Source organism: Ruegeria sp. BG10, assembly GCF_056538575.1.
In genome coordinates, this window is the sequence record NZ_JBQFTI010000004.1 from 247,619 (window position 1) to 274,436 (window position 26,818).

29 protein-coding genes are annotated in these 26,818 nt (G+C 62.5%); 9 read left to right on the forward strand and 20 right to left on the reverse strand.

Features of this window, described 5'->3' with window-relative positions; all coding sequences use genetic code 11:
• Positions 1–29: 29 nt before the first annotated feature.
• Together ACR0D8_RS16460 and ACR0D8_RS16465 are read right to left on the reverse strand one after the other, a co-directional pair.
• Positions 30–803, reverse strand: coding sequence for a tRNA1(Val) (adenine(37)-N6)-methyltransferase (locus ACR0D8_RS16460; RefSeq protein ID WP_480648114.1), 774 nt, complete (start codon positions 801–803; stop codon positions 30–32).
• Positions 800–1,015, reverse strand: coding sequence for a putative signal transducing protein (locus ACR0D8_RS16465; protein ID WP_475154682.1), 216 nt, complete (start codon positions 1,013–1,015; stop codon positions 800–802). The genes ACR0D8_RS16460 and ACR0D8_RS16465 overlap by 4 nt, the downstream gene beginning before the upstream one ends.
• A 56-nt stretch (positions 1,016–1,071) precedes the next feature.
• Between ACR0D8_RS16465 and ACR0D8_RS16470 the strand changes: the two genes are divergently transcribed.
• Positions 1,072–2,070: a polyprenyl synthetase family protein gene (locus ACR0D8_RS16470; RefSeq protein ID WP_475154685.1), complete on the forward strand. Its 999-nt coding sequence runs from the start codon at positions 1,072–1,074 to the stop codon at positions 2,068–2,070.
• Here ACR0D8_RS16470 and ACR0D8_RS16475 read toward each other — a convergent pair.
• The 4 genes from ACR0D8_RS16475 to soxR all read right to left on the reverse strand — a co-directional run bounded on the left by ACR0D8_RS16475 (position 2,063) and on the right by soxR (position 6,929).
• Entirely contained in the window at positions 2,063–2,884 is an 822-nt protein-coding gene (locus ACR0D8_RS16475) for a 4-(cytidine 5'-diphospho)-2-C-methyl-D-erythritol kinase (protein ID WP_480648116.1), read from the reverse strand. The two genes, ACR0D8_RS16470 and ACR0D8_RS16475, sit on opposite strands and share 8 nt — an antisense overlap.
• On the reverse strand, positions 2,874–4,586 hold the full coding sequence (locus tag ACR0D8_RS16480) for a tetratricopeptide repeat protein (protein WP_480648118.1): 1,713 nt from the start codon (positions 4,584–4,586) through the stop codon (positions 2,874–2,876). The genes ACR0D8_RS16475 and ACR0D8_RS16480 overlap by 11 nt, the downstream gene beginning before the upstream one ends.
• A gap of 104 nt (positions 4,587–4,690) precedes the next feature.
• Positions 4,691–6,337, reverse strand: coding sequence for an electron transfer flavoprotein-ubiquinone oxidoreductase (locus tag ACR0D8_RS16485; RefSeq protein WP_480648120.1), 1,647 nt, complete (start codon positions 6,335–6,337; stop codon positions 4,691–4,693).
• Positions 6,338–6,473: 136 nt separating this feature from the next.
• Complete coding sequence (gene soxR, locus ACR0D8_RS16490) at positions 6,474–6,929, reverse strand: redox-sensitive transcriptional activator SoxR (protein WP_475154699.1); 456 nt, start codon at positions 6,927–6,929, stop codon at positions 6,474–6,476.
• 89 nt (positions 6,930–7,018) lie between these two features.
• Here soxR and ACR0D8_RS16495 point away from each other — a divergent pair, with 89 nt between their 5' ends.
• From ACR0D8_RS16495 to ACR0D8_RS16505, 3 genes are all read left to right on the forward strand, one after another.
• Positions 7,019–7,399: a VOC family protein gene (locus ACR0D8_RS16495; protein WP_475154702.1), complete on the forward strand. Its 381-nt coding sequence runs from the start codon at positions 7,019–7,021 to the stop codon at positions 7,397–7,399.
• A 138-nt stretch (positions 7,400–7,537) separates the two neighbouring features.
• Entirely contained in the window at positions 7,538–8,008 is a 471-nt protein-coding gene (gene greA, locus ACR0D8_RS16500; RefSeq protein WP_475154708.1) for a transcription elongation factor GreA, read from the forward strand.
• 14 nt (positions 8,009–8,022) lie between these two features.
• Entirely contained in the window at positions 8,023–9,015 is a 993-nt protein-coding gene (locus ACR0D8_RS16505) for a hypothetical protein (RefSeq protein WP_480648123.1), read from the forward strand.
• Here the strand turns inward: ACR0D8_RS16505 and ACR0D8_RS16510 are convergent.
• From ACR0D8_RS16510 to ACR0D8_RS16530, 5 genes are read right to left on the reverse strand one after another with little or no spacing between them, the layout of a single operon-like run.
• Positions 9,012–10,277 (reverse strand): molybdopterin-binding protein, encoded by a 1,266-nt coding sequence (locus tag ACR0D8_RS16510; RefSeq protein WP_480648124.1) that lies wholly within the window; start codon positions 10,275–10,277, stop codon positions 9,012–9,014. The two genes, ACR0D8_RS16505 and ACR0D8_RS16510, sit on opposite strands and share 4 nt — an antisense overlap.
• The gene (gene mobB, locus ACR0D8_RS16515) at positions 10,274–10,765 is read right to left on the reverse strand and encodes a molybdopterin-guanine dinucleotide biosynthesis protein B (RefSeq protein WP_480648126.1); all 492 of its coding nucleotides are present in this window, start codon (positions 10,763–10,765) and stop codon (positions 10,274–10,276) included. The genes ACR0D8_RS16510 and mobB overlap by 4 nt, the downstream gene beginning before the upstream one ends.
• A complete protein-coding gene (mobA, locus tag ACR0D8_RS16520; protein ID WP_480648128.1) occupies positions 10,762–11,397 on the reverse strand; it encodes a molybdenum cofactor guanylyltransferase MobA in 636 nt (211 codons plus the stop codon). Before mobA ends, mobB begins: the two co-directional genes overlap by 4 nt.
• The gene (locus ACR0D8_RS16525) at positions 11,394–11,927 is read right to left on the reverse strand and encodes a hypothetical protein (protein WP_480648130.1); all 534 of its coding nucleotides are present in this window, start codon (positions 11,925–11,927) and stop codon (positions 11,394–11,396) included. Before ACR0D8_RS16525 ends, mobA begins: the two co-directional genes overlap by 4 nt.
• Positions 11,924–12,811, reverse strand: a complete 888-nt coding sequence (locus ACR0D8_RS16530) for a formate dehydrogenase accessory sulfurtransferase FdhD (protein ID WP_480648271.1) — start codon at positions 12,809–12,811, stop codon at positions 11,924–11,926. Before ACR0D8_RS16530 ends, ACR0D8_RS16525 begins: the two co-directional genes overlap by 4 nt.
• A gap of 49 nt (positions 12,812–12,860) precedes the next feature.
• Between ACR0D8_RS16530 and ACR0D8_RS16535 the strand changes: the two genes are divergently transcribed.
• Both ACR0D8_RS16535 and ACR0D8_RS16540 read left to right on the forward strand, forming a co-directional pair.
• On the forward strand, positions 12,861–13,571 hold the full coding sequence (locus ACR0D8_RS16535; RefSeq protein ID WP_475154731.1) for an AzlC family ABC transporter permease: 711 nt from the start codon (positions 12,861–12,863) through the stop codon (positions 13,569–13,571).
• Positions 13,568–13,900, forward strand: a complete 333-nt coding sequence (locus ACR0D8_RS16540; protein WP_480648132.1) for an AzlD domain-containing protein — start codon at positions 13,568–13,570, stop codon at positions 13,898–13,900. The genes ACR0D8_RS16535 and ACR0D8_RS16540 overlap by 4 nt, the downstream gene beginning before the upstream one ends.
• Here ACR0D8_RS16540 and ACR0D8_RS16545 read toward each other — a convergent pair.
• From ACR0D8_RS16545 to ACR0D8_RS16575, 7 genes are all read right to left on the reverse strand, one after another.
• On the reverse strand, positions 13,889–14,521 hold the full coding sequence (locus tag ACR0D8_RS16545) for a hypothetical protein (protein WP_480648134.1): 633 nt from the start codon (positions 14,519–14,521) through the stop codon (positions 13,889–13,891). The two genes, ACR0D8_RS16540 and ACR0D8_RS16545, sit on opposite strands and share 12 nt — an antisense overlap.
• 19 nt (positions 14,522–14,540) lie before the next feature.
• Entirely contained in the window at positions 14,541–14,675 is a 135-nt protein-coding gene (locus ACR0D8_RS16550) for an aa3-type cytochrome c oxidase subunit IV (RefSeq protein WP_475154746.1), read from the reverse strand.
• Between the two features lie 68 nt (positions 14,676–14,743).
• Positions 14,744–15,304 (reverse strand): hypothetical protein, encoded by a 561-nt coding sequence (locus ACR0D8_RS16555; RefSeq protein ID WP_480648136.1) that lies wholly within the window; start codon positions 15,302–15,304, stop codon positions 14,744–14,746.
• A complete protein-coding gene (locus ACR0D8_RS16560; protein WP_480648138.1) occupies positions 15,291–17,129 on the reverse strand; it encodes a glycerophosphodiester phosphodiesterase family protein in 1,839 nt (612 codons plus the stop codon). Before ACR0D8_RS16560 ends, ACR0D8_RS16555 begins: the two co-directional genes overlap by 14 nt.
• A 63-nt stretch (positions 17,130–17,192) precedes the next feature.
• Complete coding sequence (locus ACR0D8_RS16565; RefSeq protein ID WP_475154764.1) at positions 17,193–17,645, reverse strand: DUF6173 family protein; 453 nt, start codon at positions 17,643–17,645, stop codon at positions 17,193–17,195.
• 3 nt (positions 17,646–17,648) lie between these two features.
• The gene (locus ACR0D8_RS16570) at positions 17,649–18,695 is read right to left on the reverse strand and encodes an MBL fold metallo-hydrolase (RefSeq protein ID WP_480648141.1); all 1,047 of its coding nucleotides are present in this window, start codon (positions 18,693–18,695) and stop codon (positions 17,649–17,651) included.
• On the reverse strand, positions 18,695–20,398 hold the full coding sequence (locus ACR0D8_RS16575) for an acyl-CoA dehydrogenase family protein (RefSeq protein WP_480648143.1): 1,704 nt from the start codon (positions 20,396–20,398) through the stop codon (positions 18,695–18,697). Before ACR0D8_RS16575 ends, ACR0D8_RS16570 begins: the two co-directional genes overlap by 1 nt.
• Positions 20,399–20,535: 137 nt before the next feature.
• Here ACR0D8_RS16575 and ACR0D8_RS16580 point away from each other — a divergent pair, with 137 nt between their 5' ends.
• On the forward strand, positions 20,536–21,486 hold the full coding sequence (locus ACR0D8_RS16580; RefSeq protein WP_480648145.1) for an L-threonylcarbamoyladenylate synthase: 951 nt from the start codon (positions 20,536–20,538) through the stop codon (positions 21,484–21,486).
• On the opposite strand, the gene ACR0D8_RS16585 is transcribed toward ACR0D8_RS16580, so the two are convergent.
• Positions 21,487–22,041 carry a YqgE/AlgH family protein gene (locus tag ACR0D8_RS16585; protein WP_475154785.1) on the reverse strand — a complete coding sequence of 185 codons (555 nt, stop codon included), beginning with the start codon at positions 22,039–22,041 and terminating at the stop codon, positions 21,487–21,489.
• A gap of 145 nt (positions 22,042–22,186) precedes the next feature.
• Here ACR0D8_RS16585 and ACR0D8_RS16590 point away from each other — a divergent pair, with 145 nt between their 5' ends.
• Positions 22,187–22,999: a protein-disulfide reductase DsbD domain-containing protein gene (locus tag ACR0D8_RS16590; protein ID WP_480648147.1), complete on the forward strand. Its 813-nt coding sequence runs from the start codon at positions 22,187–22,189 to the stop codon at positions 22,997–22,999.
• 4 nt (positions 23,000–23,003) lie between these two features.
• Positions 23,004–23,423 carry an NUDIX hydrolase gene (locus ACR0D8_RS16595; protein ID WP_480648149.1) on the forward strand — a complete coding sequence of 140 codons (420 nt, stop codon included), beginning with the start codon at positions 23,004–23,006 and terminating at the stop codon, positions 23,421–23,423.
• On the opposite strand, the gene ACR0D8_RS16600 is transcribed toward ACR0D8_RS16595, so the two are convergent.
• The gene (locus ACR0D8_RS16600) at positions 23,420–26,818 is read right to left on the reverse strand and encodes an efflux RND transporter permease subunit (RefSeq protein ID WP_480648150.1); all 3,399 of its coding nucleotides are present in this window, start codon (positions 26,816–26,818) and stop codon (positions 23,420–23,422) included. The two genes, ACR0D8_RS16595 and ACR0D8_RS16600, sit on opposite strands and share 4 nt — an antisense overlap.

Consider the following 26,818-nt stretch of genomic DNA (forward strand, 5'->3'; position numbering starts at 1 on the left):
TAAATCCGACAATTTCGGCTGGTTAATGCCTATTGGTTGAAAAACCCGCACAGCGCGGCCCCGGCTCGCAATACGGACGAAACCTGCTGCGTATAGCTTTCACCGTCTTTTTCGTGACGATCTCCGGCGTGCAAAATCAGCGGTGCATGCAGCTGAAACGCCGCCCGCCCGCCCTTTCTGGCGCGCAAAATCACCAGTTCGGCCTTGCGCCCGACCCGGGCAGCAAGGGGCAGAACCTCGACCGATCCCAACTGTTCGGAACAGGCCGTAATCATGTCGGGCAGACGGTCGGCCTTTTGGATCATATGCAGATAGCCGCGCGGCGCGAGACGTTTGGCCGCAGTGTCGAACCACGCGTCCATGGATGTGTGTTCGCTCAGCGCGACACTGCGCCCCCTGTCACGGGCCGGGCTGTGGGCGCCGGCGCGGTAATAGGGGGGGTTCGCGATGACGTGATCGAATTGTCGCTGCTTCAGATCGGCCGGCAGGGCGGTCAGATCGGCCTCGATGACCTCGAGCGGGGCCTCGTTTGCGGCTGCATTCCGGCGCGCCAGATCGGCATAGGGGGCCTGCAATTCGACCCCCGCCGCACGCAATCCGGGAACGCGCGCCATCAAGCACAGGATCGCGGCCCCCGCCCCGCAGCCCAGTTCCAGCACGGTGTGACCACGTGTCGCCGGTACCGATGCCGCCAGCAACACCGGGTCCACTCCGGCGCGATAACCTGACCGGGGTTGCAACAGGCGCACGCGACCTCCAAGAAAATCGTTGCAGGTCAGGTCGCTATCAGAAAACGAATTCATCTGCCCAGCGGAATGTCGTTATCCCGCATCACCCGTTCCGCGCGGATCAGGTCGTCGGTCCGCACCATCAACCTGCGCGGGAAGATTCCGATGCCGCCTTCGAGGATGCTCATATTTACGTCCATCTGAAAGCAGTCTATATCCTCGCCTTCAAGAAGGGCGGTTGCAAAGGCCAGGATCGTCGGATCGGTGCTGCGCAATAGTTCTTTCATGAGCAAGGATGTAAGGGCAAGGTGCGCCGGAAGTCGAGCCTTGTATCAGGGGTGTGATGGAAATCGGCACAATCTCGAAACCGCATGAACGACTGGCAGAGCTTCTGGCCGGTGAAATGGACGCGGTCAACACGCTGATCCGCACCCGCATGGCGTCGGACCACGCGCCACGCATTCCCGAAGTAACGGCGCATCTGGTCGAAGCAGGCGGCAAACGCCTGCGCCCGATGCTGACGCTGGCGGCGGCGCGGCTGTTCGATTACCCGGGCGACCATCATGTGCGTCTGGCCGCGACGGTCGAGTTTATTCATACCGCGACCCTGCTGCATGACGACGTGGTGGATGAAAGTGCCCAGCGCCGCGGGCGGCCAACGGCCAACCTGCTGTGGGACAATAAATCCAGCGTTCTGGTGGGCGATTACCTGTTTTCGCGCAGCTTCCAGTTGATGGTCGAGACCGAATCGCTGCGGGTGCTGGATATTCTGGCCAATGCCTCGGCCACGATTGCCGAAGGTGAGGTGCTGCAAATGACCGCGGCCACCGATCTGAGCACCAACGAGGCGATTTACCTGCAGGTCGTGCGCGGCAAGACCGCAGCCCTGTTTTCGGCCGCCACCGAAGTCGGCGGCGTGATCGCCGGCGCCTCGGAGGAACAGGTCAAAGCGCTGTTCGATTACGGCGACGCCCTTGGCATCGCGTTCCAGATTGCCGATGACCTGTTGGATTATCAGGGCGACAGCAAGGCAACCGGCAAGAACATCGGCGATGACTTCCGCGAACGCAAACTGACCCTGCCGGTGATCAAGGCGGTGGCGCGGGCGACACCGGAAGAGCACGCGTTCTGGGAGCGTACAATCGGCCGGGGCCGCCAGGAAGACGGCGATCTGGAACACGCGCTAGAGTTGATGACCAGATACGGAACCTTTGACGCCACGCGGTCGGACGCCTTCGGCTGGGCTGCAAAAGCCAAGGCGTCGCTTGAGGCGCTGCCCGATCATGAAATCCGCACTCTGTTGCGCGATCTGGCAGATTACGTGGTCTCTCGCCTCAATTGAGCTGCGTCGCGCGGCACCACCAGCCGGGATGCGCTGCGCCGATCTCATAGGCCGCAAAATGGGCGGCCTTCATCGTTGGATAGAGCGCGAAACAAGTCGATCCTGAGCCCGACATGCGGGCCAGCAGAACCTCTTTGGTCCCAGACAACTCATCCAGTACGCGCGTGACTTCTGGCGCGAGCCCCTTGGTCGGCGGTTCCAGATCGTTGCGCTGTTGCTTCAGCCACTCGGCGCACGCGAGGGGCGTGTCGAACACCGGAAGATGCGTGGGCATCGGAGGGTTATCGCACCGCTTCAGGGCAGCAAAGACCGCGCCTGTGGGCACTTCGACACCGGGATTGACCAGCAAGGCGGGCAATGACGGCAGGCTGACCGGCTCCAGCTGCTCGCCGATCCCGCGCATACGAGTTGCTTTTGCCGCCATACAAACCGGCACATCAGCGCCCAGAGACAGCGCCGCGCCGTGCACAACATCCGCCCCCTGATCCGCAGCCATGCGGAGCGTTGCGGCGGCGTCAGACGACCCGCCGCCGATACCGCCGCCGTGGGGCAACACCTTGTCCAGATTGATATGCCCGGTCCATCCGGCGGCCTCTGCGGCCTTCCAGACGAGGTTTCGGTTGTCTGCGGGTACGCCCCCCGCATGTTCACCGGAAACGGTCATCGATAATTCAGAGCCCGACGTGAATTCCAGCCGGTCACCGACATCCGCAAATACCACCAGGGAATCCAGCAGGTGATACCCGTAGGCCCGCCGACCGGTGACATGCAGTGTCAGGTTGATCTTGGCGGGCGCGAAAGCCTCAACCTTCATTGGCAACCTTCAGGGGTTCGGCCCCTTCTTCCGCCAGAACGGCGTCCAGTCCGATCTCCAGCTTGCGGCGGATGCGGTCGGGATCTGCCTCGCCGTCGGTATCTTCGGGGTCGATGAACGACAGGGCGCGTTTCCACTGGAACTCCGCTTCGCGCGCCCGGCCCACGGCCCAGTAAACATCGCCCAGATGGTCGTTGACCACCGGATCGACCGGCATCAGCTCGACAGCGCGCTCCATATGAGCGACCGCCTCGTCATACCGGCCCAGACGGAACAGCACCCACCCCAGACTGTCCACGATATAGCCGCTGTCCGGACGGGCCGCGACGGCGCGTTCGATCATGTCCAGCGCTTCATCCAGCTTTTCGCGCCGTTCGACCAGCGAATAGCCCAGATAGTTCAGCACCTGCGGCTGATCGGGGTTCAGCTCCAGCGCGCGGCGGAAATCAGCCTCGGCCAGTTCCCAGTTTTTGAGCCGTTCATGCGAGATGCCGCGCGCATAATGCAGGAACCAGTTCCCAGACGAACTGCGCTCGTTCAACTCGATCGCCCTGTCATACGAAAGGACGGCGTCCGAATAATCCTCTTCCTGGCGCTGCAGATCAGCCAGCGCGACATGGACGCTGGGCAGATCCGGGTTCTGACTGGCCAGCGTCTGCAATACCTCTGCCGCGGCGTCCTTTTTGCCCGACCGGCTCAGGACCTCGGCACGGCCCAGTTCAGCGGCGTGATAATCGCTGCTGGTGGCCGGTACTTTGCGATAAGCCTCAACCGCCAGATCATACTGCTCCAGCTCTTCCAGCAACTCGGCGCTCAGCAGGATCGCATCAACGTGGTCCGGACGCAGGAACGCCGCGATACGGGCGTAAAGCAGAACGTAACTCTGTGCCGCTTCGCTGCTCAGCGCTGCGCCAACGGAAAAGAACACTTCGGCCATACCATCCTGCGCAGACCCGACATGGGTAAAGGGCAGGGTTTCACCAGCGGTCAGTCGGGCAACATAGCCCTCAATCGTCGGATCGCTGCCTGCGGCAAATACGTTTTCCAGAAATTGCAGCGCATCGTCGTTTCGGTCCAGTTGCGACAGAACCTCGGTCCGGGCCAGGGCCGCGCGGCGGGAAAACCGGGCAACGGCGTCGTCATTGGCAGCAAAGATCGCTTCGGCGCCTTCGAAATCCCCGACAGACGCCAAGGCCAGCGCCTTGTGGTAAAGCGAGAATTCCCGCAAACCTTCCTGGGTGGCAACATCGTCGAACCGTTCCATCGCGCTGGTCATGGCACCCTGACCCATATGCGCCCATGCCAGCATCAGCCCATCGACCAGCGGCCCGACGCCCTGCGATTCCGGGTCGCGGGCAAGCAGGTCATCCAGCTTGCCTTCTGCGATCAGATTGGCGGCGATCACCATCTTCGCGGCCTGACTCGGCAGGCCCAGTTCCTCGATGGCCTGCGCCACCGGCAAGGCCCGCTGCACATCCCCCAGCGACAGCCGGGCAACAACGACGCTTTCCAGCAGCTTGTTGTTTTCGGGATCGGCACGCAACGCCTGCGCATAATATCCTTCGGCCGCGCGATAGTCGTTCTGGTAAATTGCCTGACGTCCGGCCAGGTAGGCACCGGACCCGGTATCCGCATGAAGCGGAAGCGCAACAGACGATGTGAACAGCACAGCTAATGCCGCGCGACGAACAAGAGAAGCCACCAGAAAACTGCCCTGCTATTGTTGACTGCAGAACAAGCTAGGGCTTCGGGCAGAAAGAGGCAATGGCAGAGCCTTCACGACCCTGCCACTGCCCGTGTTTTTGCTTACATGTTGGGATAGTTCGGCCCATCCCCGCCCTGCGGCGTGGTCCAGGTGATATTCTGGCTGGGATCCTTGATGTCGCAGGTCTTGCAGTGGACGCAGTTCTGGAAGTTGATGACGAATCGCGGACCGTCTTCATCTTCGACCATCTCGTACACGCCGGCCGGGCAATAGCGCTGCGCCGGTTCATCGAACTTCGGCAGGTTGACCTTTACCGGGATATCCGGGTCGGTCAGCTTCAGATGGCAGGGCTGGCTTTCTTCGTGATTGGTCATCGCAAAGGACACATTGGTCAGGCGATCGAAGGACAGTGTGCCATCGGGTTTGGGATAGTCGATAGGCTTGTGCTTGCTGGCGTCTTCCGTCGCTTCGGCATCGTTTTTGCCGTGGCCCATGGTGCCCAGCAACGAGAAGCCCAGCGTGTTGGTCCACATGTCCATGCCGCCCAGCACGAGGCTTGCGGTCAGGCCGTATTTCGACCACAGCGGCTTGACGTTGCGCACCTTTTTCAGATCGTCGCCGATTGCGCCTTCGCGCACATCGGTCTCATAGGTGGTCAGCTCGTCGCCCGAACGGTCGGCCTTGATGGCGTCATAGGCGGCCTCAGCCGCAGCCTTGCCTGACAGCATGGCGTTGTGGTTGCCCTTGATGCGCGGCACGTTGACCATGCCTGCCGAGCAGCCCAGCAACGCCACGCCGGGTGCGACAAGCTTGGGCATCGACTGAAGACCACCCTCGGTGATCGCACGCGCGCCGTAAGCCACGCGCTTGCCGCCTTTCAGCAGATCGGCCACCATCGGGTGATGCTTGAAGCGCTGGAATTCCATGTAAGGATACAGGTGCGGGTTCTTGTAGTTCAGGTGAACCACGAAGCCGACATAGACCTGATTGTTTTCAAGATGATAGATGAAGGACCCACCGCCCGCGTTGCTTCCCAGCGGCCAGCCCATCGTGTGGGTGACACTGCCTTCCTTGTGCTTGGCCGGGTCGATCTCCCAGATCTCTTTCATGCCGACGCCGTATTTCTGCGGCTCTTTCCCGGCGGACAGGTCGTATTTGGCGATCACTTCCTTGGACAGCGAACCGCGCACGCCTTCCGACAGGAAGACGTATTTACCGTGCAGTTCCATCCCCGGTTCGGTCTGCGGACCGTAGGAACCATCCGGTTCCAGGCCAAAGACACCGGCAACCACGCCCTTGACCTCGCCATTGTCGCCATAGACCAGTTCCGAACATGCCATGCCGGGGAAGATTTCCACGCCCAGTTCTTCGGCCTGTTCTGCCATCCAGCGGCAGACATTGCCCATCGAGACGATGTAATTGCCGTGGTTGTTCATCAGCGGCGGCATCGGGAAGTTGGGGATGCGGATTTTACCGGCCTCACCCAGCATAAAGAAGTTGTCTTCGTTGACCGGCGTGTTCAGTGGCGCGCCCTTTTCCTTCCAGTCCGGGATCAGCGCGTCCAGCCCGCAAGGATCCAGCACCGCGCCAGACAGGATATGCGCACCCACTTCCGAGCCCTTTTCCAGAACAACGACGTTCAGGTCGGCATTCAGCTGTTTCAGACGGATGGCCGCTGACAGGCCCGCGGGGCCTGCGCCCACGATCACCACGTCATATTCCATCGCTTCGCGTTCAATCTCGGCCATCGCGGGCTCCTTAGCTAACTTTCCGAATTGGCGCTTTCTTCATGCGGTCGGCGCAATATTGTTTCACGGCTGATTACATGGTCACAAAGACCTTGGTCAATCGAAACACGGCGTAACTACGCCGCAATGCGGCAAATCAGCTGTCCGGAGCGTCGCCCATCAGGTATCTGGGACCGCTTCCCTTGGATTTAGCCCGGTCGTCGGGGTTGTATAGCGCGCATTTCGGCAGGCTCAGGCAACCGCAGCCGATGCAGCCGTCCAGATTGTCGCGCAACCGTGTCAGGGTTTCGATTCGCTGATCCAGATGCGCCCGCAACCCGACGCTGATGTTCCGCCAGTCCTGCGGCGTTGGGGTCCGGTTTCCCGGCAGACCCGAAAGGACATCGCGGATTTCCGGCAGGGACAGACCGAATTGCTGGGCGATCATGATGAAGCTCAGACGCCGGATATCCGCGCGCTGATACCGCCGCTGCCCGCCAGCGTTGCGCCAGGGCGCGATCAAACCCTGCGCCTCATAATACCGGATGGCTGACACTGCCAGCCCGGTGCGCCGGGCCAGAGCGCCAATTGCCAGCCCCTCGGATACCGCCATGTTCACCTCGTAAATAATCTCTTGACCTAAAGTTAGGTTTAGAAATTACGGTGAGTCGGGACAAGCCTCAAATCAGAAAAGGAGATCCCATGATGGCAACACTTGAACACACCAATTTCACGGTCCGCGACCCCAAGGCGTCGGCGGCCTGGATGCAAAAGGTCTTTGGCTGGAAAACCCGCTGGGAAGGTCCGGCCATCGCCGGGGGGTACACAGTGCATGTGGGCAGCGCGCATACCTATCTGGCGCTGTACGCCCCAAGTAACCCGAAGCCATCCGGTGAAAGCAGTTATGACATCGTCGGCGGGTTGAACCATGTGGGCGTTCTGGTCGAAGACATTGACGCCACCGAAGAGAAAGTGATCAAGGCTGGGTTCACGCCCAAGTCGCACGCGGATTACGAACCGGGTAAGCGGTTCTACTTTGACGATGACAATGGCATCGAATTTGAAGTGATCAGTTACGACTAGGCCGTAATCCGCGCGTTACGCGGCCAAGCCCTCTTGCAATTCACGCCTCATTTGGGTCAGGTATTTGCCAACCCATCAATCGCCCCGACGCTGTCCCATGCGGCGGGGCGCATCAATTTATGCGTGGACGACAAGAATATGGAAAAGATTCCAATGACGCCTGCGGGCAATGCCTCGCTTGAGGCAGAGCTGAAGAACCTGAAATCCGTTGAACGCCCGGCCATCATCGAAGCCATCGCTTCGGCGCGGGAACTTGGCGACCTGAAGGAAAACGCCGAATACCACTCGGCGCGCGAAAAGCAGGGTTTTATCGAGGGCCGCATCAAGGAACTGGAAGGTATCCTGTCGCTGGCCGACGTGATCGACCCGGCCAAACTGTCCGGAGCGATCAAGTTCGGCGCCAGGGTCACGCTGGTCGATGAAGACACGGATGAGGAAAAGACCTGGCAGATCGTCGGGGAATATGAGGCCAATATCGAAAATGGCCTGCTCAACATCAAATCGCCCATCGCCCGCGCCCTGATCGGTAAGGACGAAGGCGACAGTGTCGAGGTGCGCACCCCCGGCGGCGTGCGGTCCTATGAAGTCCTGAGCATCGAATACGCCTGACCGGAGCGTTTCCCATGTCCGAGCGTACGCCAGAGCCGGAAACCGAGCGACCGACGTCGCTGGGCATTTACGACAAGCCTGCGCGGCCGTCGGTGACCGGGATTGAGATCGCCGCGGTTGCGCTCAGCCTGATCTGGCTGGTGGTATCTGTCGTCTTTCTGGTCCTGCCGGATAATGTTGACGGTGGCGGGTTCATCGTCACGCTGCTGGCGGTCTTCATGCCGGTGGCAATGATCTGGGTTGCCGCCACCGCCATGCGCGCCAGCCGGATCATGCGCGAAGAAAGCGAACGTCTGCAGACCGCGATTGACGCAATCCGGCAGGCCTATGTCATCCAGCAACAGCGCGCGGCCAGCGCCTCAGAACCGGCCGTCAGCAAGAAGCTGGACGAAATCGCCGAAGCCGCGAAAAAGACCGAAAACGCGCTGGCCACATTTTCCACGAAGCGCACCGAACCCGCCCGCAACGCGGCGCAGAAGAGAACCGGCGACCAGACTCTGCTGGAACTGGGCACCCCGGCCGAAGACATCGCCCCGCCGCTGAGTACCGGTGTCTTCATCCGCGCGCTGAACTTTCCCGAAACGCAGGATGACGCCGAGGGGTTCAACGCCCTGCGCCTGGCCCTGAAAGACCGCAAGACCGCGCAGCTGGTTCAGGCCTCGCAGGATGTTCTGACCCTGCTCAGCCAGGAAGGCATCTATATGGATGACCTGCGCCCGGACATGGCCCGCCCCGAGATCTGGCGGCAATTCGCGCAGGGCGCGCGGGGCCGGGCGGTCGCGGCGCTTGGCGGAATCCGCGATCGCTCGTCCCTGGCATTGACCGCGGCCAGGATGAAGCAGGACCCGATCTTCCGCGACGCCGCGCATCACTTCCTGCGCCGCTTCGATCACATGATTGTCGAGTTTGAATCCGGGGCCAGCGACGCCGACCTGACCGCATTGGGCGACACCCGCACGGCGCGGGCTTTCATGCTGCTGGGTCGCGTTGCCGGGACTTTCGACTAAATCCCGAAACTGCCGTAGGGCAGGAACCGGACCATGTCGCCCGGCCTTATATGGCGGGCGCCGTCCTCGATCTCAACCAGCCCTTCGGCCCAGCTGAGACCGCTGATCCGGCCCGACCCTTCCGAGGCAAACACCTCGGCCCTGCCATCGCGGATACGGGCGCGCAGATATTCGCGGCGACCGGGTTTCTTGCGTTTTTCAAACGCGGCAGGCAGGTCGAAGCCCTGCGGTGTCTGCCATCCCTCCCCGGCCAGCAGGCCCAGCGCGGGACGGCCAAAGATCAGCGTGCACACCAGCGCCGCCACCGGGTTTCCGGGCAGACCGAAGACCGGCTTACCATCCCACAGGCCCAGCGCCAGCGGCCGCCCGGGTTTCAGGGCAATCCGCCATTCCTGCATCGCGCCGGCCTGCCGCAACAATGCCGAAACATGGTCCTCGTCCCCGGCCGAAGCGCCGCCGCTGGTCAGGATCACATCCGCCTGTTCCGCCGCACGGTTCAACCGGTCACGCAAGTCTTCGCAGTCATCGCCCACGCGGCCCATATCCACCGGCCAGAACCCCATTCGGCGTACCAGCGACAACAGCATCGGGCGGTTGGCGTCATAAATCTGCCCCGGCCCCGCGGGGTTCCCGGGTTCGACCAGCTCGTCCCCGGTTGACAGCACGGCGACGCGCAGCACCCTGCGCACCGGGACTTCGGCGATCCCTGTCGCCGAAAGCAGGGCAAGATCTGCCGGTGTCAGCCTGCGCCCGGCGGGCAGAACCAGATCGCCCTCGGCCACATCCTCGCCCGCGCGGCGGGTGTTGGCCCCCTGTTTCAGCGGGCCGTGAAAGGCTATATGCCCATCCCGCTTGGTCACGTCCTCTTCCAGTATGACCGTGTCGACGCCGGTTGGCAGCGCAGCGCCGGTCAGAACGCGCAGGGCATACCCGGCAGGCACCACACCGTCGAACGGGATCCCTGCCGCCGCCCGCCCCTCATGCAAGGGCATCACCTGTGCACCCTCCGGGGCCTGTCCGGCGAACCCGTACCCATCCACCGCCGTATTCGCCTGCGGCGGATTGGATCGCCGCGCGAGGATATCCTTGGCAAGAATTCGGTCGTCCGCCTGCATCACCGCAGCGATTTCAACGGGTGCAACCACCGCCAGACGGTTCCGCAACAGCGCCAGCGCGTCATCCACAGGCGTCCAGTTCACCCCGGCAGGCAAGGCAAAACAATCGTTGCGCAGGGGCGGCGGCGCGATGTCCGGTTTGGTCATAATCCGACCTCCTGCAGAATGAAATCCGCGATGGCGGCGGTGTCGTCCAGATCGAAGACCGGAAGGGTCAGATCCATCGGCGTGTCGCTGGCCACTGCGCGGACCGATTTGTTGTCCGGCGCGATCAAAGGGTTTCCGGCCCCGGCGCGAAATGCCTCGATCTTAAGGTGGTCAGCGCGTTTGAACCCCTCAACCAAAACCAGATCAACGGGGGAAAGACGCGCCAGCAACTGCGCAAGCGACGGCTCGGGCGCGCCGCGCAACTCCTGCATCAGGGCCACGCGCTGGCCCGAGGCCAGCAGCACCTCGGACGCGCCGGCCATTCGGTGACGATAGCTGTCTGTACCCGGCTGGTCGACATCGACCCCGTGATGGGCATGTTTGACGGTCGAGACAGTGAACCCGCGCCCGGCGATCTCGGTCACCAGCCGTTCGACCAGACCGGTCTTGCCTGCGTTCTTCCAGCCGGTGACGCCGTAGACCCTCATGCCTGCTCCAGCAGCTTCTGCGCCCGCGCCAGATCGTCGGGCGTGTTGACGTTGAAGAACGGGTCGAACGGTTCCGCCGGAAACAGCGCCTCGCGCCCACCGTGCCTGTCGGTCCAAAGCACCACCTTGCGCAGCCCGCCGTTCAGCGCTTCCCGCAGATCGTCGCGCAGCGCGACGGGCCAGAGGCCGAAGGTCGGGTGTCGGTTGACCCTGCCGCCCGATTTCAACTCCGCCCCCGTGCGCGGAGTAGTGGCCAGCACCAGTGGATGGGTCTGCCCTTCGGCGGCGTCAACCAGACGCGTGACCAGATCACGAGGAAAGAACGGCGTGTCCGCAGCGGCAGTAACAATAGTCTCGCCCCCCTGTTCCGCCGCCCAGTCGAGCCCGGCCAGAACACCTGCCAGAGGCCCAGCATATCCTTCGATGGTATCAGGTAAGATGGGCAGGTTCAGGTCGGCGAATCGCTTTGGGTCGCCATTGGCGTTCAGCGCCAGCCCATCGACCTGCGGGGTGAGACGGTCGATCACATGGGATAGCAAGCTTTGTTCACCAATCTGCAGCAGCCCCTTGTCGCCGCCGCCCATCCGGGTGGAGAGACCGCCGGCGAGGATCGTGCCAAGAGGGCGGGTCATGCGCTTTCCTCGATTTCCGGCCATTTTCTGAATTTATCTGCCGGCAAAATGATCAAGGAACCAATACCGAAGCAGAACAGAACGCCCCAAGTGGCTGCCGTCGTCCCAGTAAACTCTGCAATCGAGCGGCTTAAACCGATGAGTGGTGGTACAAGACAAGCCACCGCAAACAGAGTGAAAGCTGATAAATAGCACCGGTACCTGAGAGCCGATCTTCTGGTTTCGTCGGGTATCTCGACGAATTTCGGCAAGCCATGCAACAGGACCCGCTGAAGCGCAGCGTTTTGCTGTTGCGACATCAGTCCCCAAGCCTGCCAACCCGACCGAACGGGACCACGCAAATCAAACAAAGCTATATAGCCCCTCGGCATCCAGCCCAGTTGACGGAGCGTTGCAGCATCCAGTTGCGCCATCCCGTCAATGACGGCCCGTTTGCTGCGCGCGAAGTCTCGAAGCGCTAAAAAACAAAGCGGCAGAATAGCAGCAGCCAATACGAATAGCCCAAAGATTTTGAGGGTTTCCAAAATCATCCCGCACTCTTCCTGCGATGTTTCTTGTCTTCAACCGGCACCGTCGCCGGGTCCACATCCCGTACCAGCCGGTCTTCGCCCGAGAGGCAGACGAAGCGTTGCCCGCGCATGCGGCCGATCAGCGTCAGGCCAACCTCGCGCGCGATCTCGACACCCCAGGCGGTGAAGCCCGAGCGTGACGCCAGCACCGGGATGCCCATCATCGCCGTCTTGATCACCATCTCGGATGTCAGCCGCCCGGTGGTGTAGAGGATCTTGTCCCCGGCCCCGACCCGCTCGGACAGCATCCAGCCGGCGATCTTGTCCACCGCGTTGTGGCGGCCCACATCCTCCATGTAGACCAGCGGGCGGTTTTGGTGACACAGAACAGTGCCATGGATCGCCCCGGCTTCAAGATAGAGCGACGGGGTGCGATTGATCCTGGCCGCAAGGTCATAAAGCCATGAGGTACGGACCGTGACCTGCGGCAGGCGCACGCCTTCCAGCCCCTCCATCATGTCGCCGAACACGGTGCCCACGGCGCAGCCGCTGGTGCGGGTCTTTTTCTTCAGCTTGTCCTCATAAGACGTCTCGCGCGCAGTGCGCACCACCACGGTTTCCAGATCGTCATCGTAATCGACCCCGGTGATCGCGTCGTCATCGCGCAGCATGCCCTGGTTGCGCAGAAAACCCAGCGCCAGATATTCGGGATAATCGCCGATGGTCATCGCCGTCACGATTTCCTGAGCGTTCAGGAAAATCGTAAGCGGCCGCTCCTCGACCACCGAGATCCGGCTGACTTCACCGTTCTGATCCACGCCCTCGACCGCGCGGGTCAGCCGTGCCGCGCCGGGATCCGGGGCGATGATGTAATCCGATACGTCCGGTTTCGTGGCCAATTGCAACCCTTTCCCAAGACCGCTACTGCTGCTGCCGACACCATAGGATCTAGCCATGGCAGACACCACATCCAAGTCATACTTCTGGAAGGGTTTTCGGGACGGAACCCCGTTCATCTTCGTGGCGATCCCTTTCGGTACGCTCTTTGGCGTTTTCGCGACCGAGGCGGGGCTGGACATCGTCCAGACCATTGCTTTTTCCGCAACCGTCTTTGCGGGGGCGGCGCAGTTCACCGCGCTGCAACTGTTGCAGGACAACACCCCCACGGCGATCGTGCTGGCCTCAGCGCTGGCGGTGAACCTGCGGGTGGCGATGTATTCAGCCTCGCTGACGCCTTATCTGGGCGCCGCACCGATATGGCAAAGAGCCTGTGCGGCTTATCTGACGGTTGATCAATCCTATGCTTGCGGGATCGTCCAGTTCGAAAAAGAGCCGAAGATGACCGTTCCGCAGCGCATGTCTTATTTCTTCGGCTCGGTCACACCGATCACGCCGCTTTGGATTCTGGCAACCTATCTGGGGGCGGTGCTGGGGGCGCAGATCCCCGAAAGCTGGGCGCTGGACTTTGCGCTGCCGATTACCTTTCTGGCCATGATCGGCCCGATGATGCGCACGCTGGCGCATGTGATCGCGGCCTTTGTCGCAATCGTTGTCGCCCTGCTGACCGTCGCAGTGCCGTTCAATCTGGGGCTGTTGATTGCCGGAGCGGCGGGGATGGTGGCCGGGGCGCAGGCCGAGCTGATGCTGGAGCGGAGAAAGACATGACCCAGATCGACCCGACAACCATGTGGATCGTCATCGTCGGCCTCGCCATCGGCAGCTTTGCCCTGCGATTCACCTTCATCGGTCTTGTCGGGGACCGGCCGATGCCGCCCTGGCTGCTGCGGCATCTGCGGTATACCGCTGTGGCCATCATTCCGGCTCTTATCGCGCCGCTGGTGGTGTGGCCGACCGCGACCGAAGGTCAACCCGACGTGCCGCGTATGGCTGCGGCGGCGGTTGCCCTGTCGGTCGGAGTTATCACCAAGAACGTAATCGCCGCCATCTTCACGGGTGCCGCGACCCTGTACGGTCTGCTGTATCTATTGGGTTAGGCCCGCATCCAGCTGGTTCAGCCGGGCATTGTTCGCCGCCAGCCCCTTTTGCAGGTCGGCATCGTCGTTCTCGCGGTACTCAGAGGTCGCAACTCCCGGAATCTGACCGAATTGCTCGGACAGTTTGACGGGGTAAAAGGTGGTGGTAATGCCCTCGAATCCCGGCACCTGCTGCAACAGCCGTGCAGTCGAATTGGCGCAATACGCCCCGGGCACAGGGCCCATCTGCTTGGCCAGTTGCAGGGCGATCTCGGCCTGTTGGGGAGAGACTTCTATTGTCTGAATGCGCGCATAATGCGTCTCGCGCGCGTGGCTGCTGCGATAGGCGCGTTCAACATTGGGCGTGATCCCATACAGCACATCATCCCTGATCGGCACCACATCGGCACGGAATGAACCCGCAGGGTCGAATATCACCCGTTCACTGCCGCTGATCATCAGCGACGTGTGCGCGCCCGAACCGGTCCGGGTGCTGATCATTGTGTAAAGTGTCAGGGTGGATGGGCCGGGGTCCCGATAGGACCGGGCCACGATTTCGGCCTGGTCTGCCTGGGGTCGCTGCGATCCGGTGCAGCCTGCGACAAGCGCTGCCAGCAGGCAGGTAAACAGAATCCTGATCACGGCCGACCCCGTTTATGGATTAAGAGGCAAAGACCGCCAGAAACAGGCAAAGAAAGGCGATGGCGACCACACACCAGGTGGTGGCCTTGATGAACCCTTCGAAGGTTTTGGTTTGAACGGTGATGTCCATGTCGCCGTGCTTATGTTCAGCCATGTTGCAAAGATTCCCAATTCGCGTGTTTGAAATGTTGGATAATCGAAAATAGGGGGCCTGTCACCACGTCATTCGCGCGCAGGGGGCGTTGTCTGAAACACCGAGCATCCCGGATAACCGAACCCCCAGCGCCAGGGCAGGCCGGAACAGGGGCCGCCACCCAGGCGCACGGCGGCGAACATGGCCTCGGCAGTGACAGCGTGGGCCGTTCGAATCTGATCGGGCGTCATGTCATAGCGATCAGCATCTTCTTCGGCATGATCGTCGCCATGTTGTCTGACGCAGGTACGCAGGGCTTCGTCCGCGGACAGGCGCGCGTCATAGCTGTCGTCGGCGCGCGATGCACCGCCCGCGTCATGGTAGGCGCGGTCATGGGTCACGCAGCAATATTCCCAGGGTGGGTGTGCGTCATAGAGCGCGCGGAATTTCGGGAAAGTCTCCGCCACAAAGCGCCAGCTGGCCGACAGCCCGCCGGAACATCCGTCTGTTTCGAAGGGGGTCAGCGCGGCCTCGCCCTTTTGCGCGATCAATGCGCGATGGGCCGGCATTTCGATATTGCGCATGAAATCCTGCGCCATGGCCGGGAATGCCGTCAGCACAAGGACAACCGCCAGATTACGGGCTTTCATCGCGCATAGCCTCAGTGTCGACGGACATCCCGAAAGTGGTCGCCAGCCACAACAGTAACCGTTCCGCCGGGCCCATTTCCGCGCGCACGCGCAGCACTTCGTTCGCCATCGCCGGACGGTCGGTGATCAACCCGTCGACACCCATCGAGGCCATCGCCGACATCTGCAGCGGGTCATTCACTGTCCAGACATAGATATCCTTGCCCGCCGCCTGCACCGAACGCACCAGTCCAGGCGTCGCCATGGCCGCGTTGACTGCAACGAAATCGCCCTCAAGCCCCGACAGATCGCCCACGGCCGTGGCCGCCAGCACTCCGGCCCGCCAATCGGGGCGCAATGCCTTCATCTTCTGCACCGCCGGGTATTTCAGCGACATGGTGGCGATGTCGTCCTGCATCGCCATCTCTTCGACAATCGCTGCGACCCGGTTTTCCAGATCGACGTCATGGCCGTAATATTTCAGTTCGATGATGACCCTGGCCCTGCCCTTCGCGGCCTCAAGCACATCGCGCAGCGTCGGTGTGCGTTCATCGGCATATTCGGGCGCGAACCAGCTGCCGATATCGATCTCGGCCACGTCCGCCATCGTGGCATCCCAGACTTTCAGATCGACACCTGCCAGTTTCATGAAATCGCTGTCATGGGCGACGATCACAACGTCATCCGCGGTTTCCTGCACGTCGATCTCGACCCAGTCCGCGCCGTCCTCAATCGCCTTGAGCACCGAGGCCATGGTGTTTTCTGGCCGCAAGGCCGCCGCGCCACGGTGGCCAATCACCTCGGCCCGGTCCGGGGCCTGCACCCGCTCCAGCAGATGCTGCCCGAACCACAACCCCGCAAGCACGGCGGCCACAGCAAGCGTGACCGCGGTGAACAGAGGTATGCGCAGACGGCCCGGCTCGGGATGTGGCGGGTCGGAGGTGCGGATCACGAAAAACCCGTCCAGCAACACGGCCAGCGCCCCCAGCGCCGTGGCCGCCAGCACCAGACCTGCCAGAGACCACAGGCCCGCGACCAGAAGGCTGTAGATCAGCGCCAGCCGCAGATGTTCGGCCCCCTGAAGGGGCACAAGCGCAAACAGAATCCCGGCCACCCAGCCGATCGCGGCGGCGATAACCAGACGCAGGCCCAGCCAAAACGCCAGCTGGATCTTGAGGCGCGCGCGGTTGCCCTCCATCCGGCTGGCGCTGACATTAAACGCATGGGCCGGATGCACGCCTTCGAACAGCACCAGATGCAGCGACAGTGCCCAGGCCGACAGCCGACGGATCAGCACCCAGGCCATGACCAGGCCCAGTGCCCCGATCAGCGCCACCGCGACCCAGAAGGACGGCGGGTGGAACGTCAGGTAGTAATTGATGTCAAACTCGGTCAGCGTCCACCACGCGATCACGGCGGACACCACCGCAAAGGGCAGGATCAGCAGCAGAACGCGCAGGACAAAGCGCACCGCGAACCCAAAAAGCGCGGGCAGGCGCGACAGGATCAGGCCGATGGCCGCACTGCCCGCGCGCCACGGATCGCTCTCTCCCATCCGCAGAGACCCCGCCATGACAGAAAACACAAACACTTCGGCCAATAGAAACAGGCTGAGCACGACTATCGCCGCGACAAACCCGGCAGGCGACAGGATGAAAGCCGCAATGTCCTGATCGGTCAGGGCCGTCTGGTTGGAGAGCGACACCGCGAGATTCACCGAAAGCGCAACGCCCGGCGCGATCACCGCGATCAGCAGCAGCCTTACGGCGACATAGATCGGCACAAAGACACGGCGGCGCGCCCATGCGCCTTTATAAGCTTTAGCAACGGCTGCAAAACTGAACACGCAACGCCCCCCGGATAATGCAGGTATTCAAGGCTGCGCAGACGTGAATTGCAAGCCGGGCGGTCAGTTCTCTTCCAGATCGGCCGCCAGCCGGAAGCCGATGCGGTTGGCGGGCTTGTCCTCGACCGATTTGGGCAGCGCGCGCAGCATCACGTTCAGCTGGCTCACATGCTGCACCAGCTGGGTCCGGGCGCCGGTCGCGTCCGAACCATAGAAGGTGATGATATCGGGATCGAAATAGCCCATGCCCTCGATCCGCATGACGCCCGCGTCGCCGCCGGTAAAGCCCATGGCAACCTCCTGATCGCCATCCAGCGCCTTTTCGAAGTTCTGGATATAGAGGATCAGCCGCTCATAGGCCCATTGCGCCGGGCTTTTCGTCTCGACCGGTTTTTGCAAAGGACCCGGCAGTTCTTTTGCGCCGGACTGCGCATTCGGGTTCGCGTGCACCTCGTAGCATCTGGGCAAAGCTGCCGCTTCTGCCGCCTCAGCCGACGTTTCGATCTGGTCCTGCATGCCTTACCCCTTGCGCTGAAACTCCCATGCCCCGTCCGCGCGGCGCGTCCGGGTGACAGCTCCAATGTGGTAAAGATGGTTCAGGTGTGCAACCGCTTCGACCAGCGCCAGGCCATATTCACCCGCACCGATCTGACGCTTGAACAGGGGAACAAAGCATTCCGCGGCGGATTTGAGTTGGTCCAGATAATCCTGCAACCGGTCCAGCGCGCTGTGGTGATTGTCGATCAACTGCTTCATCCGCAGAGGCAATCCGGTGAAGGGCAGTTTGTGCCCGCCCAGAGCGATGTGATCGGGCCGGGCCAGCCCCTGAAGCCGCTCGCAGGCCTCCAGCCATTCAGCAACCGGGTCCGCCAGCGGTTCGGTGACGTAGACGCCCAGATTGGGGCTGATCGAGCTGAGGATCTGATCGCCGGTCAGCACCAGATTGTCGTCGCGGCTCCAGAAGGTGGCGTGTTCCGGGGCGTGGCCATTGCCCATGTGCACGTCCCAGTCGCGCCCGCCCATGCGGATCACGCTGCCCTGTTTGATCCGGGTAAAGCCCAGCGGCATCGGATACACCGTGTCGCAGAAATTGAAGGGCCGTTCGGTCATCCTTTTGGCCAGAAAGGCGGCGTCCATCCCGGCGCTGCGGTAATAGTCCAGCGTTTCCTGCGGCCAGGTCTCCTGAACATCCAGTTGCAGCATCCGCGCGAACAGCCAGGCGGTGCGCGATGTCACCAGTTCCGCGCCATGTTCGGACTGGAACCAGCCCGCATTGCCGACGTGATCGGGATGGTGATGGGTCACCACCACGCGATGGACCGGCTTGCCGCCCAAAGGCCCCGCCATCAGCGTTTCCCAGATGCGCCGGGTCTTGTTCGACGACAGGCCCGTGTCGATCACCGTCCACCCGTCACCGTCATCCAGCGCATAGATGTTGACGTGATCCAGCGCCATGGGCAGCGGCAGCCGCATCCACAGCACCCCTTCGGCGACCTCAACCGCCTGACCCAGCGCCGGAGGTTCGGGCCAGGGATAGCGGATGGTCAATGGGGTGTCGCCGTCCATCAGGCCGCCAGTTCCTCGGCGCTGAGGGCATAGATGTCCCCGGCCCCGTTCTGCGCCTGCGCCAGCAGACCGGCATATTCCGGCAGCAGCGCGTTGATGTAATAGCGCGCCAGCCTGGACTGGGGTCCATCCGGAGCTGCCAGCGCAGCCTTGAGGTGGTAATGCGCACCAAGTACGCGGGCAAAAGCGTGCAGATAAGGTACGGCTCCGGCGAAACGGTCATTCATGTCGGCCTGCGCCACGATCCATTCGGTTGTCTCACGCAAGCTTTCCGTCGCCTCCCAGACCGGACCGGCCAGATCCGGCATGGCCGAGCGGGCCTCTTCCGCGTGATCCTCGATCTCGTCCAGCAGGCGCGAGGCCGCCTCGCCCCCATCCATCATCTTGCGCGCGACAAGGTCCATGGCCTGAATGCCGTTGGTGCCTTCGTAAATCGCGGTCACCCGGACGTCGCGGTAATACTGTGCCGCGCCGGTTTCTTCGATGAACCCCATGCCGCCGTGAACCTGAACACCGGTCTCGGAAACGCGCATGCCGGTCTCGGTGCCGAAAGCCTTGCAGATCGGGGTCAGCAGGGCCGCCCGAGATACCCATTCGGCGTCGCCGGTGGCGTTGGCCATGTCGATGGCGGCCGAGTTGGCCAGCATGATGGCGCGCGCGGCAAAGGTATCGGCGCGCATGCCCATCAGCATCCGGCGCACATCCGCGTGGTCTATGATCGTCCCCGAAGGCGTCCTGCCCTGTTTGCGTTCCAGCGCATAGGCCAGCGCGTGCTGATAGGCGCCTTCGGCTGCGCCGACACCCTGACCGCCGACACCCAGACGGGCGTTGTTCATCATGGTGAACATCGCGGCCATACCGCCATGTTCCCTGCCGACAAGCCAGCCTTTTGCGCCGTCATACTGCATCACGCAGGTGGGCGAGCCGTGCAGGCCCATCTTGTGCTCCAGCGACACGACCTTCAGATCGTTGGCCACACCGGGATTGCCGTTGTCATCGGGCAGGTATTTGGGCACCAGGAACAGCGAAATGCCCTTGGTTCCGGGAACGCCGTCCGGCAGGCGCGCCAGCACCAGATGGCAGACGTTCTCGGTGAAATCATTGTCGCCCCACGAGATGAAAATCTTCTGCCCGGTCACCGAATAGGTTCCGTCGCCATTGGGCTCGGCCTTGGATGTCAGCGCGCCGACATCCGATCCGGCCTGCGGTTCGGTCAGGTTCATGGTGCCCGACCATTCGCCCGCCATCATCTTCGGCAGGTAGAGCGCTTTTAGCTCATCGCTGGCGTGATGTTCCAGCGCTTCGATCTGGCCCTGCGTCATCAGCGGAGCCAGTTGCAACGACAGGCAGGCCGCCGACATCATCTCGTTCACGGCCGTCGTCAGGGTCATCGGCAGGCCCATGCCGCCATATTCAGGATCACCGCTCATCCCGATCCAGCCGCCTTCGGCAATCGCCTTCCAGCCGTCGCCGTAACCCGGCGATGTGCGCAGGACGCCGTTTTCCAGACGTGGCGGCTCCAGATCGCCGGGGCGTTGCAGCGGGGCCATGACCTCTTCGCACATCTTGCCCGCTTCCGTCAGGATCGCGCTGACGACGTCCGCGCTGGCCTCCGAGAATTTCTCGGTCGCCGCGATCTGATCGAACCCGATCACATGGCGGAACAGAAGTTCATAATCGGAAATTGGCGCGCGGTATGGCATGTCTACCCTCAGGGTTGTCTGTTCGGTTTTTCGCGGGTGGGGTTGGAAATTTCAATGCCCACCTTTATGCATCCTTGATTATTCGATTACCTAGCCAGCCCAATGTTACAAGCAATCAAAACGCGGCGTCACCACATATGATCCCTAACGGCACACAGGAGTTATCCGCCGATCCCGGCGGAATCGCGCAGGCGGCGGATCTGCTGCGGCAGGGCCAATTGGTCGCGTTTGCCACCGAAACCGTCTATGGGCTGGGTGGCGACGCCTGCAACGGTAAGGCGGTGGCCGGGATTTACGAGGCCAAGGGACGCCCCAGTTTCAACCCCCTGATTGCCCATGTCGCGTCCATCCAAGCCGCACAGAGATTCGTCGAATGGTCAGACCGGGCCGAGGCGCTGGCCGCCGCCTTCTGGCCGGGGCCATTGACTCTGGTTCTGCCTTTGCGCGCCGGCCACGGCATTTCACCACTGGTCACAGCCGGGCTGGACACGCTGGCCGTCCGGGTGCCCGCACATGGCACTGCCCGCGCCTTGCTGGCGGCGTTTGACGGGCCGGTCGCGGCCCCGTCGGCCAACCCTTCGGGCCAGATCAGCCCGACAACCGCCGAACATGTGCGCAGGGGGCTGAACGGGCGCATCGCCGCCATTCTGGATGACGGTCCCTGCGGCGTCGGGCTGGAATCCGCCATTGTCGGACTGGCCGGAGAGCCCGCCCTGTTGCGCCCCGGTGGCGTTTCGCTGGAACAGATCGAACGTGTTCTGAACACCCGCCTGCATCATCATCAGCCCGGAGACCTGCTGACGGCGCCGGGTCAGCTGCAATCGCATTACGCCCCGGATGCGCCGGTGCGCCTGAACGCCGCAGGCAAGCAAGGCGATGAGGTTCTGTTGGGTTTCGGACCCGTCGCGTGTGACCTGAACCTGTCGGAAGACGGCGATCTGGCCGAGGCGGCGGCCAACCTGTTTTCGGCCCTGCACAGGCTAAACGATACCGGACGTCCGATTGCAGTGTCACCAATCCCCGTTCACGGGCTGGGTGCTGCGATCAACGACCGCCTGCGCCGCGCTGCCGCGCCCCGTGACAGCTGATCAGGCCCGCCCGGCGCTGGCCGACAGGGTCAGCGGATCAACGCCCAGCGTGGCCAGCGCGGCCTCCCACTTCCCGTCGTCGGGCACGTCGAAAACCAGTTTCGAGGACGCCTCGGTCGTCAACCAGCCATTCATCGCGATCTCATCTTCCAGCTGACCGGGTCCCCAGCCGGAATAGCCCAGCGCCAGCGTCGAATTCAGAGGGCCGCGCCCCGAGGCCAGGTCTTCGAGCACATCCAGCGTCGCGGTCATACTGAAATCATCCGAGATTCGCATCGAATGCAGGTTGGCATCGTAATCCGCACTGTGCAGGACAAACCCGCGCGACATCTCGACCGGGCCGCCGAAATGGACCAGACGCTCGCCCACCACCGGGATGCGGCATGCGATGTTCAGCTGTCCCAACAGGGTTTTTATCCGCAGATCCGACGGTTTGTTCACGATCAGACCCATCGCCCCGTCATCCCCGTGGCTGCAGATGTAAACCACCGAATGGTCGAAGCGCGGATCACCCATGCCAGGCATCGCAATCAACAGTTTTCCGGTCAGGTCCATAGATTTACATCTCTTGCTGAGTCCCCCTCAACAATGACCTTGGGGCGCAGGGATTGGCAAGGGATCAGCGCATATTTCCGCAGATTTCATCCGGGTGACCGGAACGTGACTTGGAATCCCGGCCCGTACCGCGCATTTATGGGGTATGAACCGCCGTTTTAAATCCGCTGCGATTGCGCTGACCGCCTGCGTCGCCCTGACCGCCCCCGCCTATGCGCAGGGTGTCGATAGGGTTGTCCAACTGGATATTCTCGACGGTGGGCGTACCGCTGACGGGACCTATCTGGGTGCCGTGCGGCTGACGCTGAAAGAGGGGTGGAAAACCTATTGGCGCGCACCCGGAGATGCCGGTATCCCGCCGCAGTTCAACTGGAACGGCTCTGACAATGTGGGCGAGGTGTCGATCACCTGGCCTGCCCCCGACGTATTTGTGCAGAACGGCCTGCAATCGATCGGTTACGAGGGGCAACTGGTGCTGCCGGTGGAAATCACACCCGACAACCCCGCCAAACCCGTACGGCTGCGCGGCGACATGGATCTGGGCGTTTGCAAGGATGTCTGCATCCCCGAACGGCTGGATTTCGACCACACGCTGGATGCTGACGCGGCACGTAACCCGGCCATCGCCGCAGCGCTGGCCCAGCGCCCCTATTCCGCGAAAGAGGCCCGCGTGACACAGGCGCGCTGCCATCTGACGCCCACTTCGGACGGTATGCGGATCGAGGCCCGCGTCACCATGCCATCAGCCGGCGGGCGCGAGGTTGCGGTGATCGAACCGGGCAATCCCGCGCTCTGGGCGTCGCAGTCCGAAACCCGGCGCAAGGGCGACACGCTGATTGCCACATCCGAGGTGATCAGTGCCTCGGGCGGGCCTTTTGCGCTGGACCGATCGGAAATTCGGATCACCGTTCTGGGCACCAATCACGCCGTCGACATTCAGGGCTGCAGCGCGGGCTGACCCCATGATCCAAACCCCAAAGATCGGCGCGCTGGCCGTAGTTCTTCATCAGGGCCAGGTCCTGCTGGTGCAACGAGGCAAACAACCCGATGCCGGGCTGTGGGGGTTTCCCGGCGGCCATGTGGAATGGGGCGAGACGGTTCTGGACGCCGCGCGGCGGGAACTGCACGAGGAAACCTCGGTCCTTGCCGAGCCACTGCATTATCTGGACAATCTTGACCTGTTGCGGCGAGACGAACAGGGGGTCGTCCTGGCGCACTACCTTTTGGTCGGTGTGGCCTGTCAGTACCAGTCAGGCTCACCGGTGGCCGGCGATGATGCACTGGACGCCCGGTGGTTTCCCGTCAATCAGATACGCTGCGGCGAACTGGGAATGAGCGACCGGGTCCCCGACCTGCTGGAAACCGCATTGCGCAGGGGCTAAGCAGCCCGACCCTTGAGGCGCGCATAAAGCAGCCCCGATAGCGTCACGCTCAGCGCCAGAATCGGAACCGCGCCCGCGACAAAGGCCCCCAGACCCATCTGCAGGGCGGCAATCCCGTCTTCGCCGGCATAAAGGCCGGACAGAACACCGACCGGGGCACCGGTAAGCGCGGGCCAGACCATCGTCAGACCGAACCAAACCAACAGCACCGATCCCGTGGCCACAAGCGCGCCCTGCACCACCCGGTCGGGGGCCCGCAGTGCCCGACGCATCGCAGTCATCGGGCGCGACAGGTCGTTCAGAATGGCCAGCAACGCCGGCACCAGCAGCAGCACCAGCAGCATCCCGAACCCTAGCCCATAGACCAGGGTGATTACGGTGGGTTTGAGGAACTGCGCCTGTTGCGATCCTTCATACAACAGCGGGGTCAGCCCCAGAACCGTTGTCAGCGTCGTCAGCATCACCGGGCGCAACCGGTCGGCAGCGCCTTCGACAATCGACGGCAGCAGTCCGCGCTCTTGCTGGTAGGCATCGATTGTGGTCACCAGCACGATCGAGTCATTGATGATGATCCCGGTCATCCCCAGCAGGCCGACCACGGTAAACATGCTCAGAGGCACGTCCCAAAGGTAATGCCCCCAGATCGCGCCCACCAGTCCGAACGGAATGATCGCCATCACGACCAGCGGCCGCGTCCAGCTGGCAAAGACCCAGGCCAGAACCAGATAGATGCCGGTCAGGCACAGGGTCAGTCCGGTGCGCGCCTCGGTCAGGAACTCGTCCTCCTGCTCGCTCAGGCCGGCCATGCGCCATTCGACCTGCCGTTCGGTGGCGATGTTGGGCAAAATCTCATCGTTCAGGGCGCGGGCGATTTCCGCCGCACGGGCCGGGTCATCTTCGGATATGTCGCCGTTCACCGAGATCACCCGCAAACCGTTTTCACGCCGGATCGTGGAAAAGCCCGATTTGCGCTCGACCGAGACGATGTCGGCCAGGGGCACATACACGCCGTCCGGCGTGCGCATCAGCGTGCGTTCCAGGAAATCGGCGGTCAGTTCGCCCTCGGGCAGTTCGACGCGAATCTCGGCGCTGCGCGGCCCGTCGGGGAAGGTCGCGGCTTCGATCCCGTTCAGCCGGTCGCGCAGCACACGGCCCAGCGTTTCGATTCTGAAGCCCAGCGCCTGACCCTGCGCGGTCAGGTCAAGGATGTACTCTTCCTTGTCGTAGGCGAGATTGTCCTCAAGCGCGGAAACCTCGGGGTATTTCGACAATTCGGTCTGCAAATCCTCGGACGCGGCCTTGAGCGTATTCACATCAGCGCCGAAAAACTGCACGTCGATCGCATCGCCGCCGGGGCCGGAACGCCAGCCGCGGAAGCTGATCAGTTCGACCTTGGGATGGCGCGGCACAAATTCCTGCAATTCACCGACGAATTCAAAGCTGGAATAGGGGCGCAGGTCGGCGTCGATCAGTTCGATGGAAATCCCGCCCAATAGGTCCTGATCCTTACCTTCAGCGGCGGACAGGCCAAACCCGGCGCTGCCACCTACCTCGGCCAGCACGTAATCGATGGGATTACGGCCATGACGTTCTTCGTAGATCTGGCCCAGCTCTTCAGCGGCGCGCTGCAATTCGTGCATCATCGCTAGGGTTTCGGCGCGGGTCGCGCCTTCGACCATGATGAAATTGCCGGTGACGGATCCGCGTTCGGGAGCATTGAAGAAGCGCCAGTTCACGTCCCCCCGGATGAACAGGGCAATCTGGCTGGCCAGGATCACCACCATCGCGGCCACAACCACATAGCGCGCCCATACCACCCAGGCGATCAACGGGCGGAACAGATGGTCCCGCATCCAGCGGAACCCGCGATTGACCACGCGGTTGGGCAAGTCGTACCAGTGTTCCTTGGCCGAATGGGCAATGGCATGGGCCATATGGTTGGGCAGGATCAGGAAGCATTCGATCAACGACGCGATCAGCACCGCAATCACGGTAAAGGGGATATCGCGGATCAGCTCGCCGAACCGGCCACCGATGGCGGTCAGGCCGAAAAAGGCGATCACGGTGGTCAGCGTCGCCGCAAAGACCGGCATCGCCATCCGCCGCGCCGCCCGTTCGGCGGCCACAATCGGAGACTCACCCAGCCGCCGGGCCCGGAAATCGGCATGCTCACCCACCACGATGGCGTCGTCCACGACAATGCCCAGCGTGATGATCAGCCCGAACAGCGACACCATGTTGATCGACAGCCCGCCGATATACATCAAGGCGATAGCCGCGGACATGGCCACCGGAATACCTGCCGCCACCCAAAAGGCGATACGCGCGTTCAGGAACAGAAACAGCAGGCAAACGACCAGGCCAAGGCCGACAAGGCCGTTGTCGACCAGAATATCCAGGCGGTCGGTGATTGCCTGCGCCCGTGTGCGGATCAGTTCGACCGTGACACCTTCGGGCAGGCTGGCCTGCATCTCGGCCACCACGTTTTCGACCGTGTGCTGGATTTCGATCGCATCGCCGAGGTTCGAGCGGTCGACCCGGATCGACATGGCCGGGTTTTCGCCGACAAAATAGCTGCGGTTGCGGTCGACCCCTTCCACCTTGATCTGGGCCACGTCACCAACAAGCAGCTTGGATCCGTCGGCGAAATTGCGCAAGGCGATGCCTTCGATCTCTTCCGGGGTGCGTTTTTCCGTTCCGGTGCGGATGCGCGCGTTGGCCCCGGTCACGTCGCCCGCCGGGTTCGCCGAGACTTCGGCTGCGATGGCCTGCGCGATTTCGGACAGGGTGATGTCATTGGCGATCAGCTGCGCGGTCGGAACCTCGACCACCACACGGGGCGCGGCAAGGCCGCGGATCGTCGTGCGCGTAACCCCGACCGAAAACAGGCGGTTGATCAGTTCATCGGTAAACTTGGCCAGATGATCCGCCGCCACCGGGCCGGTGACCACGACATCGGTCACACGATCCCGCCACGCCCCGCGCCGGATTGCGGGTTCTTCGGAATCCTCAGGCAGATTGGTAACACTGTCGACGGCGGTTCGAACCTCTTCGACGGCGCGCGACATATCCCAGTTGGGCTCGAACTCCAGCCGAATTCTGGCCGTCCCCTCGCGGGAGGTTGAGGTCGTGCTGGATACGCCCTCGACCGCCAGCAGGGCCGGTTCCAGCACCTGAACGATGCCGTTATCCACGTCCTCGGGTCCGGCCCCGTCCCATTCGACAGTGACATCGACACGTTCAAGGATCACATCCGGAAAGAACTGCGCCCGCATGTTCGGGATGGCCGCGGCCCCCAGAACCAGCATCACCAGCAATAACAGGTTTGCAACCGTCCTGTGGCGGGTGAAATAGCTCAGGATACCGCCCGCCGCGCCGGGGATGTCGCGCATCAT